This window comes from Micromonospora sp. II, assembly GCF_001709195.1.
Classification (GTDB): domain Bacteria; phylum Actinomycetota; class Actinomycetes; order Mycobacteriales; family Micromonosporaceae; genus Micromonospora; species Micromonospora chalcea.
In genome coordinates this window covers 125,031-141,143 of record NZ_LYXF01000089.1, presented here as the reverse complement: position 1 = coordinate 141,143, position 16,113 = coordinate 125,031, and the positions used below count along the sequence as shown (strand labels likewise).

General features: G+C 72.9%; 7 protein-coding genes. 4 read left to right on the top strand and 3 right to left on the bottom strand.

Translation table 11 applies throughout. The annotated features are described in order from the left end of the window. Positions 1-2: 2 nt before the first annotated feature. Positions 3-716: a Clp protease N-terminal domain-containing protein gene (locus tag A8711_RS30615; RefSeq protein ID WP_069090106.1), complete on the top strand. Its 714-nt coding sequence runs from the start codon at positions 3-5 to the stop codon at positions 714-716. A gap of 103 nt (positions 717-819) precedes the next feature. Here the strand turns inward: A8711_RS30615 and A8711_RS30610 are convergent, their stop codons facing one another. Both A8711_RS30610 and A8711_RS30605 read right to left on the bottom strand, forming a co-directional pair. Further along, the gene (locus A8711_RS30610) at positions 820-1,152 is read right to left on the bottom strand and encodes a hypothetical protein (protein ID WP_124778824.1); all 333 of its coding nucleotides are present in this window, start codon (positions 1,150-1,152) and stop codon (positions 820-822) included. A 104-nt stretch (positions 1,153-1,256) separates the two neighbouring features. Then, positions 1,257-7,403: an RHS repeat-associated core domain-containing protein gene (locus tag A8711_RS30605; RefSeq protein ID WP_233607715.1), complete on the bottom strand. Its 6,147-nt coding sequence runs from the start codon at positions 7,401-7,403 to the stop codon at positions 1,257-1,259. 634 nt (positions 7,404-8,037) lie between these two features. Between A8711_RS30605 and A8711_RS30600 the strand changes: the two genes are divergently transcribed. From A8711_RS30600 to A8711_RS30590, 3 genes are all read left to right on the top strand, one after another. Beyond that, positions 8,038-9,270: a cellulose binding domain-containing protein gene (locus tag A8711_RS30600; RefSeq protein ID WP_069090104.1), complete on the top strand. Its 1,233-nt coding sequence runs from the start codon at positions 8,038-8,040 to the stop codon at positions 9,268-9,270. A gap of 277 nt (positions 9,271-9,547) precedes the next feature. Further along, positions 9,548-11,737: a BTAD domain-containing putative transcriptional regulator gene (locus tag A8711_RS30595; protein ID WP_069090103.1), complete on the top strand. Its 2,190-nt coding sequence runs from the start codon at positions 9,548-9,550 to the stop codon at positions 11,735-11,737. Continuing rightward, positions 11,734-13,755, top strand: a complete 2,022-nt coding sequence (locus tag A8711_RS30590; RefSeq protein ID WP_069090102.1) for a BTAD domain-containing putative transcriptional regulator — start codon at positions 11,734-11,736, stop codon at positions 13,753-13,755. The genes A8711_RS30595 and A8711_RS30590 overlap by 4 nt, the downstream gene beginning before the upstream one ends. 3 nt (positions 13,756-13,758) lie before the next feature. Here A8711_RS30590 and A8711_RS30585 read toward each other — a convergent pair whose 3' ends face one another. Next, positions 13,759-16,113: a hypothetical protein gene (locus A8711_RS30585; protein WP_069090101.1), complete on the bottom strand. Its 2,355-nt coding sequence runs from the start codon at positions 16,111-16,113 to the stop codon at positions 13,759-13,761.

Sequence of the window (16,113 nt, the reverse complement as noted above, 5' to 3'; positions counted from 1 at the left end):
AGGTGCCCAAGGTCAACGTTTATCTACCCGACGCCCTCGCCGACCGCGTCCGAGACGCCCGACTGCCGGTCTCCCGGATCTGCCAGGCCGCGCTGACCCAGGCGCTGGACGGCGCCGTGGGCGCGACTCACGAGACACCCACCACCCGGGCGCTGCCCGCCGGGCTCACCCTGACACCGCCCGCCAACCACCACGTGGCGGCGATCCTGCACCAGGCGTACGCCCTCGCGTCCGCCTCCGGCGCGGGCACGGTGGAGCCGGTCCACCTGCTGCGGGCCTTCCTCGACGAGGGCGAGAGCCTGGTGCTGAACACCGTCGAACTGCTCGGCTTCCCCGCCGCCACGATCCGCGCGGCCCTGGGCGAGACCCCCGCCGTCACGGCGACGCCCAGCGAGCCGGCCACCTCACCGGCCACCCTGGCGGTGCTGGCGGCCGCCGCCGAGCAGGCCACCGCGCACGCCTCGGCCGTCACCACCGGCAGCCACCTGCTGCTCGGGCTGCTGCGCGACGACGGCGAGGCGGGCGCCGCGCTGCGCCGCACCGGGGTGAGCGCCGTCGTCACGCCCGCCGCGCTCTCCGCCCTCTACTACGGCGTCGCGTTCGGGCGGATGCTGCCCGGACGCGACGCCGACACGACGGTCCTGCGCGTGATGATGCACGACGTCCTCGACCGCCTCGACCGGCTGCAGAAGCGGCTCGACGCGACGGACGCCTGACGGCGCCGGGCGGAACGTCGATGCTGAGCGCGCGGGCGCCGGCCGAGACGCGACGCGGGTGCGGTCGACGACCGCACCCGCGCCACTGCCTCTGTCCTCCCCGTTACCCCTCGAGCTGGTACAGGGTGGTTCCCTCGTCAGCACCCACCGGCGCCCGGCGGCACCGGCGAGCTTCTTCCGGGCGTGGCGGCCAGTCCCGGTAGGGCAGCAGGGTCAGGCGCCACGCCAGCCGTGCGGTCAGGAGCAGACCCAGCGGCGGTAACAGCCAGGCGACAGCGTCGCGACGGCGGTAGGAGACCAGCGGGGCGACCGCGACGACGAACAGGGACGGAACAACCACCCCCAGCACGTCGCTCAACGGGCCGCTACCGAACACCGGATCGTAGATCAGGGCCTCCAGCGACACGTACGCGAGGAGCACCAGAATCAGCACCACTCCGGTCAGGGCCACACGGGCCCTCGGTGAGCGAGGGCGTCGAGGCTCAGGAGCGTCACCCTGAACCGTCGGCGAACCCGTCGCGGTCGTCCTCCTGGCCATCATCACGTCCAATAGTATCCAGTGTGGTAATTACGATAGTGATTCGACCGGTAGGTCAGCCACCAGCCGTAGAACCACGGCGTGATCCACTTCGTGTACTTGTACCGGTACTTGATCCGTGCCCGATACTGATAGTCGGTGTAGGTGAAGCGCACGGAATACACCTTGAAATCGCCCCAGCCGTACCTCTTGACCACGACGCAGTTCACCCGCTCCACGTCGCGGGTCCGGTACTGCATCTGCATCCGGTGGAAGTCCAGCCACGCCTCGTCGCCGATGACGTCCATGAGCGCACGACCGAGCCAGTTCAGCTGGCTCTCGTACCAGGGAGACGTGTACAGGACCCTCGACCACCGGATGTACGACGCACGGTATCCCGTCCAGGCCCAGCCGGGGATGTAGCAACGGCACACGGCCAGGCCGGAGGTGTCCGACTCGTTGACCGGATCCTGATTCGCGTACTCGTACGCGTTCGCCGACCCCGCGTAGACCCGGTCGGCCGTCAGGAAGCGCCCGGTCGCCGGGTTGAACAGCCGCACGCCCATGAGCACGAGGCCGGCCGGGTTCCCCCCGTCCCGGAAGGCGGCCCCCAGCCAGCCGTAGCGGCCCGCCGACACGCTGCCGGTGCGCGCCATCCCGAACTCGTCGGTCTCGTGCACCGCGGAGATGCCTGTCGCGGCGCCCTGGATGGTGGCGACGAAGTCGCCGTGCAGGTTGCGCAGCTTCCAGTCGACGGTGCCCGAGGCGCCGAGATAGATGCCGACGGCATCACCGAGACCGGAGAGGTTGCGCGTGTACGACGTGCCCTCGGAAGTCCAGCTCGGAGCGTCGCTGTCGTCGGCGTAGTGATGCGTCTGCACCGTCACGACCGCGCCTGACGTGGTCTGGACCCTGCGGAACCTCGTCAGCATGACGTCGAGGGTGTACTCCGCCTGCGTGGTTCCCGCGACGATCTGCCGCACCATGTCGTTCGTGTAGTAGCCGACCGTCGCGGCGGTGCCGGTGGTGGTGTCGGCGGCCGCCACCGCTGTCGTACGACCCAGCAGGTCGTACGACGTGCCCGAGGAGATCAGCCGGTCCGCGTCGTCGTACTCCCAGGTCCGGGTCGACGCTGCCGTGCTGCTCTGGCACACGCCACCGCCACCGGCGGCGTAGTTGTCCCGCTGGGTCCGGTTACTGGCGTTGTCGAACTGGTAGACCCGGGTGGAACAGGCGCCCGAGACGGTGTCGCGGACGGTCGACAACCGGCTTGCCTGGTCGTAGTCGTAATGCTGCTGGGAGAACGTCGACGTGCTTCTCCGCTGCTGCTTGTGCGGGCTGAACGCCGCCGTCTCCCGGTAGACGGTGCAGTCGGCCTGCCCGCAGCCGGGGCGGCGGTAGGAGACCTCCACGGTGTTACCGGCCTCGTCGCCGGCCGTCTCCGCGACGATGCCGTTCGGCCACGTCTCGCTGATCAGCTCGCCGTCCGGGTCGTACTGACCGGTGAACGTCCCCGCCTGGCTGTCGATCAGCTTCGTCGCCAGACCGCGAGCCTCGCCGGCTGTGCCGTACTCGAACGTCTGAGTGGCCTTGCCGTCGTCGGCGACGGCCACCCGCGACATCACGTCGTACGTCCTGGTGGACACGTTGCCGTCGCTGTCCTGGTAGGAGGTCTCCCGGCCGAGGTTGTCATAGCCGCGGACCACCTCCGCGAGGACTGTGGACCCCGACATCGACTGGGTACGCGCCAGCAGGCCGCTCTGCTGGTGGTACTCCAGCCGGGACGTGTCCACCGTCGTACCGAGACCCGCCGCGGTCGTGACCGTCGTGCCCCGCACCCGCCCCGCGGCGTCGTACGTCACCGTCGTGGTGCGGAGCTGGGCACCCGCCTTGGTCTTCTCGACCAGGGTACGGACCTGCTGGTACAGGTCGTAGGTGCGGACCGTCACCCGCAGCGGAGCCGAGGCCGGCGACGTGCCGGCGTGCTCCGTCCGGCACAGCAACCCCGCCCATTCGGCACGGTTTCCGCATTCCGGGTACGTCGAGTTGGCCGCCGAGGTGTAGTACGTGCTGGTCTTGGTGGCCGCGGTGGTGTCGACGCTTCCGCCTGACGGCATGGTGCTCGACGTCACCCTTCCCGCGGAGTCGTATCGGGTCCACGTCGTCAGATCCAGACCGTCCGGGTCGACGGTCGATCCGATCGCCTTCCGCAGATCCCAGTCGTACTGCGTGGTGGTGGTGCGCACGTCGGCGTCGACGGTCTGGCCGGCGTTGACGTAGCTGACGGAGGAGCTCGTGGTGGTGGTCAGGTTGAAGGGGATGTCGGTGGCGGGCGCGCCCTCGTCGTACGTGTGCCGGCTGTGTGCCCGGCCCCGGACGACGACGTTCGACGACAGCAGCACGTCGTGCTCAGGTCCGAACGTCTCGACGAGCTGCTGTCCGTCCTCGGAGTAGACGCTGACGGATGAGAGCGAGGCGGCTGTCGCCGCCTCCACCGTGGCGGTGTCGGACGCCGAGGCGTCGAGGGCGCGACGGCGGTTGCCGGCACTGAGTTGACGTACCGTGTTGCCGTAGTCGTCGTACCAGGTGGTGGTCAGGTGTCCACCCGGCTGCGCGACGTTCACCATGCGGGCGTTGGCGTCGAGGTACGTCACCGAGGCGCGCTCGTAGGAGGCGGGTAGCGTGCCGGTCACCGGGTTACCCGTCGGCAGTTGGGTGGGTGGGAACACCGCTGTGGCATCCGTGGGCTGCTCGGTCTGACCCCACCGGTTGGTCTGGGTGGGCGACAGGTCGTACGGCGCTCCGCTGCCGGAGACCGGCACTCGGTAGACGACCGTCTCGACCGCCGTTCCCGCCGTCAGGGCCGAACGAGTGACCTTCGACAGCCGGCCCGCTCCCGGGTCGTCCGGCAGGGTCGTGTAGGTGAACTGCCAGGGTTCCAGCGCCGGCGGCGCCAGCGAGGTGATGACTCCGTTCGAGTCGTAGGCGTACGTGGTGCGCAGTGAGTGGGCGCCACTGCCGTCGGTCCAGTCCACGCGGGGGTCCCACGCGGCACGAAGACGCCCGGCGCTGTCGTAGGAGTAACGCGCGAGGGTCACCGTGCGCATCGCAGGGGTGGCGAGGTCCGGATCCCACGCGGTGAGGCTGATCTGCGTCACCCGCCCGGTGTAGTCGCCCCAGGCGCCGTCGGCCGTTCCCGTGGCGGTCGTACCGGTGGCATAGGTGAAGTTCAGCGCCCGGCAGCCACGCACCAGGGTGGTACAGGTGACGCCGTCGGCCACGGGGGCGAGCACCCGGGTCGGCCGCATGACGTCCTGCCCGCCGACGGTGACCTTCTGCCACGAGTACGTGGTGGTGGTCCCCGACCCGGGCGACCGGGAGGCGGTCGGGGTGAACACGCCGGCCGGGTCGGTCGAGCTCCGCCCGAAGGTCACCACGTTCCCGTTGCCGTCGGTCAGCGTGTAGACGTTACCCGTCGTGCTGTAGGTCAGCTTGTAGGACTCGGCGCCGATCTGTGGCTCGAACGTGGTGCCGGCGCTCGTCGCCTTGGCGAAGCCGATCGTCGAACCGTCGGGCATCCCGACCTGGACGATGCTGCCGTACACCGTCAGCCGGGTGTACGGCGCCTCCGAGGTCGAGACCGCCGTGCTGGAGACCCAGCCGGGGCCGAACATCGGATCCACCCCGCCCGGCTGGCGGCTGTTGTAGGTGCGGGTGACCGAAAGGTCGTTCACCGAGGCGTCCTGCTGGCTGATCTGGTAGTTGCCGGTGACCAGGTTGACCGAACCCGGACCGACCTGAGCGGTGTCGGCGGAGGCGAGGTTCCGGTCGAACCGGAACTTCACGTTGTCGGCCGGCGCCCCGTTGCTGCTCAGATTGAAGTAGGCGCGCACCTGTACCGGCCCGTCCCGCGGGATGCTCGCCGGGTCGACCGAGGCGAGGGTGGCGGCGACGTCCCAGTTCAGTTTGGGGGCCACCCCTGCGGAGAGGGCGACGGGCCAGGTGACGGCGCCACCGCCGGCGGCGTAGGTCACGTGGGCGGCGGGGATGGCGACCCAGGCGTCCGAGCCGGCACGCCGCCACTGGTACGTGGCGTCCCCGAACGACGGCGCGGCAGTCGAGCCGAGCGCCACCCTGGCCCCTGTGACGTCGCCGACCTTCGGCGAGGTGACCGCGCCGTTGCCCACCTTGAACGGGTAGCTGCGCACCTCGGTCACGTTGTTGGCCGAGTCGCGGGTACGCGCCCACACGTTGTGCCAGCCCGGTGTCAACGGGGTGATGCTGACCGTCGCGCTGGCGCCCGGCGTCGCGGTGTTGACGACCTTGTTCAGCGTCTGCAGGTCGAGGCTGTACTCGTAGGCCGCCGCGTCGGCGACGCCATTGGCGTCGAAGGTGAAGCTGCCGGCGACGTTCGCGTCACCGCCCCACTGGTTCTCCGGGTACGTGGTCGAGCTGACGATCGGCGGGCTGCCGACCGAGGTGTCGACGGTGAACTCGCAGAATGCCGACCAGGCGCCGTTGACCGTCCCGTCATTGCCACGAACCCGCCACTTGTACGAGGTGTTGTGGGTCAGGGCGGCGGACGGCACGGTGGTGGCGAACGTCGAGCCGGAGGCGGCGGTACCGGTGATCGCGCTGCCGAGCTTGGTGGTGCCGGCCAGCGTCCACCACTCGAACTCGGCCTTGACCGTCGACCCCTCGGCGTCGGCGACGACCGACCGAAGCTGCGGAGTCGCGGTGTTGACCTTCGGCCGGGAGGCGCCGGTCACGCAGGCGGTGGCCGGCACCGTGGAACGGGTGCCGACGGTCGGGTACGAGTTGTAGTTCACCACCGCGTACGGCACCTGGCTGCTGTCGGTCGCGTTGCGGGAGCGGAACTGCTTGAAGCTGTTCAGGCTGGTCTCGTCGGTACCGCGGACGCCCATGTAGGCGGTGGACTGGTTGGCGTTGGCCGCCCGCTGGAAGAAGGACGTGCCGCTGATGCTCACCCAGCCGTCGGCACATGCCGTGCCACCCTTGGTCTGGTTGGAGGTGGCCTCCTGCTGCACCCAGGTCGGCTGGGATCCCCACCGGGTCGCCGAGGAGGCGGCACCCGTGGTCCAGATCTCCCACGAGGTGGCGGTGCAGGTGTGCGACCAGAAGTTCCAGAAGTTCACAGTGGCCGAGGTGATCTGCTTGCCCTTCAGGGCGGACACACCCCAGTGGACGAACGACCGGGCCTTGACGTTGGGCGAGCCGGACAGAAGACCGAGCTGAAGATCGTTCGCTCCGCCCCGGTCGACGTTGTCGCCCTCCTTCACATACGTGTCGAACGTCGTGTAGAGCGGGTTGATCTGCGGGTCGATCGTCACCGGGTACTGGGTGGCCGGATCCTTCAGCCACGCCAGGTCCGGGTTCAGCCGCATGACCAGACCGCCGGTCGCACGGGCCAGGCGGCTGGCGGGCCGCTCCGACTTGGCCGCCACGACCGCCCGCCGGACCGGTTCGTCCGTGCCGGGAGTCCGCCGGGCGTCCCACATCTCCGGCGCCGGTACGGCAGCGACCGCCCGGCCTCTGGCGTCCTTGAGGACCAGTCCGCCCGAGGTGTCCTGGGTGAACGAGGAGAATCCCTTGCCGGTCAGCGGAAACGTCAGCGCGGGCAGCCGGTCCACGGCCTCCCGGTTCTTCACCGTGAGGAACTGGGCGAAGCCGGTCCGGGTCGCCTCGACCACCAGATCGACACCGGCGGCCACCTCCGGATAGGTGGCGCGGTTGCCGGTCAGCATCGGCGCCGGCAGCGCACCCGGCCAGCCCATGGTCAACCGGCCGTCGCCGACGCCGACCGCGGCCAGCTCACCACCGTCCTTGCGGGCGCCGGAGATCCGCAGATCCGCGGGGTGCGCCCGGGGCCGCACGGAGCCGTCCGCCGCCGTCTGGAGTGTGAGGTCGACCGGAACCCACGTGTCGTTCTGCCGGATCCGCACCGGGCCGGCGTGAACCTTGGCCTCGACATGGCCGTCGGGATGGGCGACGTACTCGGCGGTCTCCGTGGTCATGCCGGTGACGCGGACCTGCTGGCCCGTCATCCGTGCGGTGACCAGGGCGGCCATCTCGTCCGGTCGTTCCAGCACCTCGGCTGGCGCCTTCGGCGACGGAGCCGCCTCGGCCCGTCCGGCGGGGACGTCGCTCATGGTGACGGTCAGTACGGCCACCATGGCGAAGGCCGTCAGGCGGCCCCATCGGGCACTTCTCGGGTTGGCGCAGTCCTTGACTGCACCGGATTTCGGCACGCGCGCAGGAGCCACTACTGGCCCTCCCCCGTGTTAGACGGCCTATGGAAAGGCGAACAGTACGGCGCGCAGGAAATTGACGTCAATGAAAACTTTTCGTTATACCACCGGGCGCACGAAGGCAAGGCGCCCGTGTGTAGGGATTTGAGCGCTTCAGGCGATTGCGACGAGTTGAAGCGGCCGGTCCGGATTCGTCTGTTGCGGCGCGGAGGGGCGGGCAACGCCGGCACGACCACCGGACGGGCGAACGCGATCCGGAAGACCGATAATTCGGCAATTGAGCCGGGTGGACGCCTTGGCGTATTAGGCGTTCCTCGATATGTGCCGACGTACCCGGAAAGGCGAAGCGAGTCGAGAGGATCTCCGCCTCGCGGAGCGGACGGCGGCATGCGTCACTCAGGCCGCCACCCCGGTCGACCAGCGCGAAGTCGCGTCCACACAGCGGACGTTACATTGACACTTTTCGTTACGCCGGTGATAGTAACCGCACACCGACACCACCAAGGGCGCCTACGCGTCAGTCGCTGGAGGACCCATGAGAAGGAGATCGAGAATCTACGCGGGACTGGCCGCCGCCGTCGTTTCGGCCGCCTCTGTGACCATGACGTTCGGCGCGACACCCGCGGGCGCCGCGATCGGCGGCTCCGGCCCCTACCCCGCCGACTACGAAACCTCGTCCGCCCTGGCCAACCACACCATCTTCCGGCCCCAGACCCTCCCGTCCGAGCGCCTTCCCATCCTGGTGTGGGGCAACGGCGCGTGCTCGGCCAACGGCCTGTCCCAGGGCAACTTCCTCCGTGAGATCGCCTCCCACGGCTTCCTCGCCATCGCCAACGGCGCGCCGAACGGCTCCGGCTCCACGAACGCCCAGATGCTCACCCAGTCCATCGACTGGGCGGTGGCGGAGAACTCCCGGTCGGGCAGCAAGTACTTCAACCGGCTGGACACCACGAAGATCGCCGTGGCCGGCTTCTCCTGCGGCGGCGTGGAGGCGTACGCCGTCTCCAACGACCCGCGCGTCACCACGACCGGCATCTTCAGCAGCGGGCTGCTCAACGACGCCGACGACTACCAGTTGCGCCGGCTGACCAAGCCCATCGCGTACTTCATCGGCGGGCCCAGCGACATCGCCTACCCCAACGCCATGGACGACTGGGGCAAGCTGCCGTCCGGGCTGCCCGCGTTCATGGGCAACCTGAACGTCGGTCACGGCGGCACCTACGACCAGCCCAACGGCGGCGAGTTCGGCCGGGTGGCGGTGCTCTACCTGAAGTGGCGCCTGAAGGGCGACGTGGGCGCCGGGGCCAACTTCGTCGGCCCGGACTGCGGCCTGTGCCGCACCCAGTGGACGGTCCAGCAGAAGAACCTGACGCTCGACCCGCCGCCCACCACCACGCCACCCCCGACCACGCCACCCCCCACCACGCCGCCGCCCACGACTCCCCCGCCCACTACGCCGCCGCCCGGCGGAGGCCCGTCCTGTTCGGCCGCCTACGTGGTGCAGGACCAGTGGAACGGCGGGTTCGTCGCCACCGTCACCGTCACCGCCGGCAACACGGCGCTGACCGGCTGGCGCGTGACGCTCGCCCTGCCGGGCGGCGCGTCGATCAGCTCGTTGTGGAACGGTGTGCCCAGCGGCACCAGCGGCACCGTCACCGTGGCGAACCAGAGCTACAACGGGCAGGTCGGCGCGGGCCAGACCACCACCTTCGGATTCCAGGGCGCCGGCAACGGCAGCGGCGCCACCGTCACGTGCGCCGGAAGCTGAGACGCGACTGACACGGCGGCGACCGGCCCGGCGGGAGGTGAGTAACGTCTCGCCGGGCACCGGGCGGGTGCCGGGCCGCCGTCGCGGCCGGTGCGCGCCCGCCGCCGGAAGGCCCCTGCTAGCGCGATCGGCAGGGGCCTTCCGCGATCGCGCGGCGCACCGGAATGCCATGTGCCGTAAGGGTTCCGGCCATGTCGACGAAGTTGACATAGTGGATGGGTGAGCTAGGGTTCCGCCCGGATGGTTGTCACCGGGACAGGGTCACCACGAGGACGGCATGACGGCACAGTGCAGTGGCTTCGACATCCGCTTGCTGGGCCCCCTCCGGGTCACGTACGCCGGGCAGGAACTGACGCTGCGGTCGGCCCAGCGCCGGGCCGTCTTCACCGCGCTCGCCCTCACCCCGCAGCGGGGACTGTCCAAGGACGAGCTGATCGCCGCCGTCTGGGGCGACCGACCGCCGGCCAGCGCGCAGGGCAACCTCTACACGTACGTCTCCGCGCTGCGCCGGGTGCTCGAACCCGATCGCGACCGCTGGTCCTCCGGCGGCGTGCTCACGTCGGAGGGTGGCGGTTACCGCCTGCACGTCGCGGCGGACGCCGTCGACGTCCACCGCTTCGAGCGCCTGCGCGAACGCGCCCGCACGCCCCGCGCCGCCGGTGACGTGGCCGGCGAGCTGGCCGCGCTCGACGCCGCGCTCGCCGAGTGGCGCGGTGACGAGGCGCTGGTCGGCGTCCCCGGGCCCCGTGCGGCCAGCCAGCGTGTCCGGCTCGGCGAGCTGTACCTGACCTCGGTGGAGCGGCGGGCGGAGCTGATGCTGGGCCTCGGGCGCGCCGCCGAGGTCGTCGACCGCCTGCTCTCGCTCGTCGAACGCCACCCCGGCCGGGAGAGCCTGTACGCGGTGACCATGCGGGCGCTCGCCGCGCAGGGCCGCACCGCCGACGCACGCGCGCTCTACGCCACTCTCCGGGACCGTCTGGTGGCGGAGTCGGGCACCGAGCCCGGCGCCGCCGTCCGCCAGATCCACGAACAGATGCTCGGCACCGATCCCACCGCGACGCGCGGACACATCCCGGCGCCGCCCTCACTCCCCGGCTTCCAGGGGCGTACGGCTGCGCTGGCCCGGCTGCGGCAGGCGGTCACCGCGCTCGCGGCCGGGCGCGGGGGCAGCGTCTGGATCAGCGGCGAGGCGGGCATCGGCAAGTCGGCACTGCTCGCCGAGGGGCTGCGCGACGCGGCGCCGCTCGGCGTCCAGGTCGGCTGGGGCGTCGGCGACGAGCTGGCGTACCGGATGCCGCTGAGCATCATGCTGGAGTGCCTGTCGCTGGGCGACGACGCCGGCCTGCCCGCCTCGCTGCACGACTGCTCCGGCGGGGCGCCACCGACCATGACGGTCGTCGACACGGTCCAGCGGTTCGTGGTGGCGCGCTGCGCCGAACGGCCGCTGCTGCTCGTCCTGGACGACCTCCAGTGGGCCGACGACCTGTCCCTGCTGGTCTGGCACGCGCTGCACAACCTCACCGGGCGGCTGCCGTTGCTGCTCGTCTCCGCCTGCCGCCCGGTGCCCGCCGGCTACGAGGTGCGGCTCCTGCGCAGGGTGCTGCCCCGCAACGGCACCGCGCTCGTCGAACTCGGCCCGCTGGACGACGACACGGCGACCCGGCTGGCGCGTTCCTGGACCCGCCCGCCCGGCCCGGGCGCGGACACCGTACGCGCGCTCGTCGCGGCCGCCGCCGGCAATCCGTTCTATCTCCGCCAGCTCGTGCTCGCCGACCGCGACGGCCGGACCGCCGACACGCCCGGGCCCGAGCTGACCGAAGCCGTCAACCGGCACCTGCAACCGCTTGCCGACGACACCCGGCAGCTGCTGCGGGCGATCGCGTTCCTGGGCAACAACTATCTGGTCACCGACCTCGCCGCGGTCACCGGCAAGTCGGCGCCGCAGCTCGTCCCGGCGGTGGAGGAGGCGCTCGCCGCCGGGGTGCTCGTCGAGGACGGCCGCCGCCTGCGGTTCCGGCACCCGGTGATCCGCCGGGTGCTGCGCGGCGCGATCCCGACCGCGCTGCGGGTGCTGATGCACAGGCAGTTCGCGCAGCGGATCGCCGAGGCCGGCGGCGACCTCGGCCGGGTCGCCGGCCAACTGCTGGCCGGGCCGGTGCCGGTCGACGCCTGGGTGCAGGGGTGGTTGACCGCCCACGCCGCGCAGCTCAGCGCCGCCGCCCCCGCGCCGGCCATCGCGGTGCTGCGGCACGCCGTCGCCTCACCGGGCCTCTCCGCGTCGTCCCGCGAGTTGCTCACCGCGCAACTGGCCCGGGTGCTGCACCGCTGCGGCCTTCCCGCCCGGGCCGAGGCGATCTGGGTGTCGGCGCACACCGGGGACGCCGCGACGCGCGCCGAGATGAGCCGGATCGCCGGCTCCGACGACCCGCCCCGCAGCGCCGGGCAGGCCGTCGTCGGCCGCTCGTGACGGACCTGCGCGTCAACGTCCTGGGGCCGGTACGCGCCTGGCGCGGCGAAGCCGAGATCGACCTGGGACCGGCCCGGCGGCGGGCCCTGTTCGCGATGCTCGCCGCCAACGCCAACCGGCCGGTCACCCGGGGCGAGCTGATCCGGGCGCTGTGGGGCGGCTCCGTGCCCCGCGCCGCTGCCGGCAACGTCTACACGTACGTCTCCGGCCTGCGGCGCAGCCTGGGGACGGCCGGCGGGCGGCTGCTGTCCGGCCGGGCCGGTTACACGCTGCGGCTCGAACCGGGCGCGCTCGACGCCGACCGGTTCGTGTCGCTGTGCGAGGCGGCCGAGGCGCCGGCCGCCGCGGGCCGGCCCGGCGAGGCGGTGGCGCTGCTCGACGAGGCGCTCGCGCTGTGGCACGGCGACGCGTACGCGAACGTGGCCGCGCTGTTCGCGGAGCTCGACCGGCACCGCCTGGCGGAGCTGCGGATCGCCGCGGCGGAGCGGCGGGCCCGGCTGATCCTCGACGGTGGGTGTGACGAGAGCCCGATCGCCGACCTGACCGCCCTGGTCCGCGACCACCCGCTGCACGAGCCGTTCCACGAGCTGCTGATGCGCGCGTTGCACCGGGCCGGTCGCGGCACCGAGGCGCTCGACGTCTACCACGCGGCGCGCCGGGTGCTGGCCGACGAGCTCGGCGTCGAGCCCGGTACGGCGATGCGCGAGCTGCAGAGCCGGATTCTCACCGAGTCGGGACCGACCGCCGCGGTCGCCGTCGTCGCCCGTCCGGTCGCGCCGCGTCGCCGCCGCCTCGTCGGACGCGACGGCGAGCTGGAGCTGCTGCGCGGCCTGCTCGGTACGGCGCGCGAGGGACGCAGCGCGATCGTGTGGATCGAGGGTGAGCCCGGCATCGGCAAGTCCGCGCTGCTGGACGCGGCGCTGCACGAGGCGCGGACCCTCGGCCTGCGGGTCGCGCGTGGCGTCGCCGAGGAACTGAGCAGCCGTATCCCGCTGCACGTGATGCGGGCGGCGCTGGGCGAGGAGGCGGTACCGCACGACGAGCCGGGCGCGGCGCTCGACCGGGTGCTCGCACATGTCCGTCGGCTGACCGCCGCCGGTCCGCTGGTGCTGGCCGTCGAGCGCCTCCAGTGGGCCGACGAGGCGAGCCTGCTGGCCTGGGAACGGCTGGCCGCGCTGACCCGGTGGCTGCCGTTGCTGCTCGTCGCGACGACCCGGCCCGAGCCCGGCCGCCGCGACCTGGCCCGGCTGCGGCGGGGCGTGGCGACACGTGACGGGCACCTGATCCGGCTCGCTCCCCTGCCCCGGGCGGACATCGAGCAGATCTTCGGCACCGCGGTGGGTGTCCCGCCCGGCGCCACGCTGCGGTCGCTCGCGCCGCTGACCGGCGGCAACCCGCTGTACGCGCGGGAGCTGGTGAGCGGTCTGGTGGCGGAGGACGGGGTACGGGTGGTCGACGGGCTCGCCGAGGTCGACGCGCGGGCCGACGGCATGCCGCGCTCGCTCGTGGACACCGTCCGGGCCAGCCTCGACCACCTCTCCCCCGGCGCCCGGGATGCGCTGCGGTACGCGGCCCTGCTCGGCGACGAGTTCGCCGTCGCCGACCTCGCCGCGGTCACCGGGCGGACGCCGTTCGACCTGATGGCCGACCTGGAGGAGGCGGTCGCCGCGACAGTTCTCGGGGGCGCGGGCCGCGAGCTGGCGTTCCGGCAGCCGGTGCTGCGGCGGGCGCTCGCCGGGAGCATCCCCGCCGCGCTGCGGCCGACCCTGCACCGGTACGCGGCACAGGCGCTCGCGGACAACGGCAGCGCCGCCGCCCGGGTCGCCGGACACCTGCTCGCCGGGCCGCCCGAGGTCGACGACTGGCAGGTGGGCTGGCTCGTCGCGCACAGCGAGGAGGTGTTCCGGCAGGCGCCGGGGCCGGCCCGCGAGTTGTTCCGCCGGGCCCTGGCCAGCGGCCGGTGCGCGCCGGAGCAGCGGGAGACGCTCGCCGCGTTCCTGGACGGCCTGGGCCGCTAGCGCTCAGCGCAGCCCGGGGACGCCGACGAAGCGGCGCGCCGCAGCCGGCGGGACCGGCGTACCCGGGCCGGCACCGCCCGCGACGTGCCGGTCCAGGGCGGCCAGGGCCAGGGCGTCGTACCGCGCCCGCCCGTCGGCCGCCGCGTCACCGGCGGACAGCTCACGCAGCAGCAGCCGCCCGGGAGCCCCGGCGGCCGGCTCCCGCACCTGGAGCACCGCGAAGGCCGTGCCGGGCAGGAAGAGGACGCGGGACGGCACGCCGTCGCCGGTCTCCAGCGCGCCCGTGCGCCGGCCGGTGGCCGACCAGATCAGCACCTCGACGTCTCCCGGCAGGTCGGCGGGCGGTTCGGCGAGCGCGTTGGTGAACCCCCAGTCGGTCAGCACCCGGCGCTGCGCGATCCGGCGCAGGTCCGCCCGGGTCAGGTCGGCGGCGGCGTACGTGACGCCACTGTGCACCGGCAGCGGGCGCGTACCGGCGGCCACGCACCTGGCGAACGGCACGTGACCACCCGGCTCGGCGGACCGCAGCGCCTGGTCGACGCCGTCCCCCGCGGCGGTGAGGTAGAGGCGGACCGCTGTGGCGTACTCCAGCGCGTCCGCGCCGTCGGGCAGGGCCGGGTGCGCCGCGAGCACGCGGGCGACGTCGGCGGCGAGCGCGGCGAGCTGGCGCCGGAACGCGCGGCGGAACCAGGCCCGCTCCTCGTCGAGGTCGGGACCGGGGCGTACGCCCCGCGCCTCGTCGACCGGGGTGCGCTGGAAGCGGGCTGGCGCCACCGTCGGGCGGTGCACCGGCAGCGCCATCGTCGGAGCGCTCGCCCAGGTCACGCCCCCGCCACCCGCCCCGGCCACGCCGAGGAAGGCCGCCTCCGCTCCAGCCAGAGCGGGAACGGCCGCCTCCGCCCCGGCCAAGGCGGAGAAGGCCGCGGCCGCTCCGGCCACGGCGGGACGGGGCGCGTCTCCTCGGGACACTGCGGGGCGGGCCGCGTGTGCGTCAGTCACTGCGGACACGGCCACCTCGGGGGCCACCGGCGCGGCGACCGGACCGGCCACGGTGAGGCCGACCGGCGGCGGGGCGGGAACCGGGGGCACGGGGACCTGATCCGGCGCGTGCCGCCGCGTCGCGGACGCCGGGGCGAGCGGGCGTGCCGGCGCCACGAGCGAGGACGGACGCACCGCCGTACGCCCGCGGGTGGCCGGGTCGAGCCGCGCGGCCAGGTCGGCGGCCAGTTCCCGGTGGCGGTCGGCCACCGCCGGCGCCGGGTCGTCCACGACCAGCCGGGCCTGCGCCGGGTCCAGCGGGACGGCACGGATCCGGTCGGCGTCGCGGGACGGCAGCGGAGCACGCAGCCAGAGCCCGGACGGGATCACCTCGACCACCGCGTCGTGGGCGTACTGGTAGACGCCGGGACCGACCGGCTCGCCGAGTTCCGCTGGCGCGCGGTGGCTGAGGATGCGCGGCGTCGCCGCCGCCCCGAGCGCCGTCCGGGGACCGTACGCCAGTTCCCGCGCGAAGACCTGCCAGCCGGGACCACCGTCGGCGGTGACGGTGAACATGGCCGGGTCGTCCGGGCGGCCGGTGGGCACGCCGGTGAAGACCCGCACCGCACAGCCCAGCACCTCGGCGAGCGCCTGGCCGAACTGCTCGCCGTCGGGCAGCGCTACCGGCCCGTAGTGGATGAAGCGGGCGTGCTCGCGGCCCTGCGGCGCGAGTCCACGCCAGAACCGGGCGACGTCGTCGAGCCGCAGCGGGGCGGTGCCGGGGCAGCCCACCAGGACCGGCATCGCGTCCGGCAGGCACGCCATGGCCGAGGTCAGGCGGCCGCCGTGGGTGGCGATCGTCGCCTCGTCGCGGCTGTCGCGCAGCCAGACGCCACCCGGCAGCGGCTCCACGGCGCAGGTGGAGCTGACGGTGAGGTGGTCGGTGGCGGCGCCGTCCCAGGCCGGCGCCGGATAGCGCTTCGACTGCCAGGCCGGCGCCCGGCCGCGCCGGTAGCAGACCCAGCCGCCGAGGTCCGTGCCGTGCACGAAGAGCAGCCCCGCCGCGCCCGGGATCATCCGCCCGAACGGCGCGATCACCGGCCGGCCCAGCCGGTCGGAGAGCCACTGCCCGGCGAGCGCCCCGGTCTCCGGGCGCGCGCCGCAGACCACCAGCCGGATGCCCCGGCGCAGGCGCTGCCGGCGCAGCTCGGTCGCGACCGTGTCCCAGACGTCGAAGGGCAACTCGTGCTGCAGGTCGAGGATCACGATGTCGTTGTCCGGATCCGGGTCCACCGACAGCGCGACCGTACGGGCCTCCGGGCTGATCCGTTCCCGGGGGTGCAGCACCAGGGCGTTCCCGACGGTGTGGCGGGTGATCAC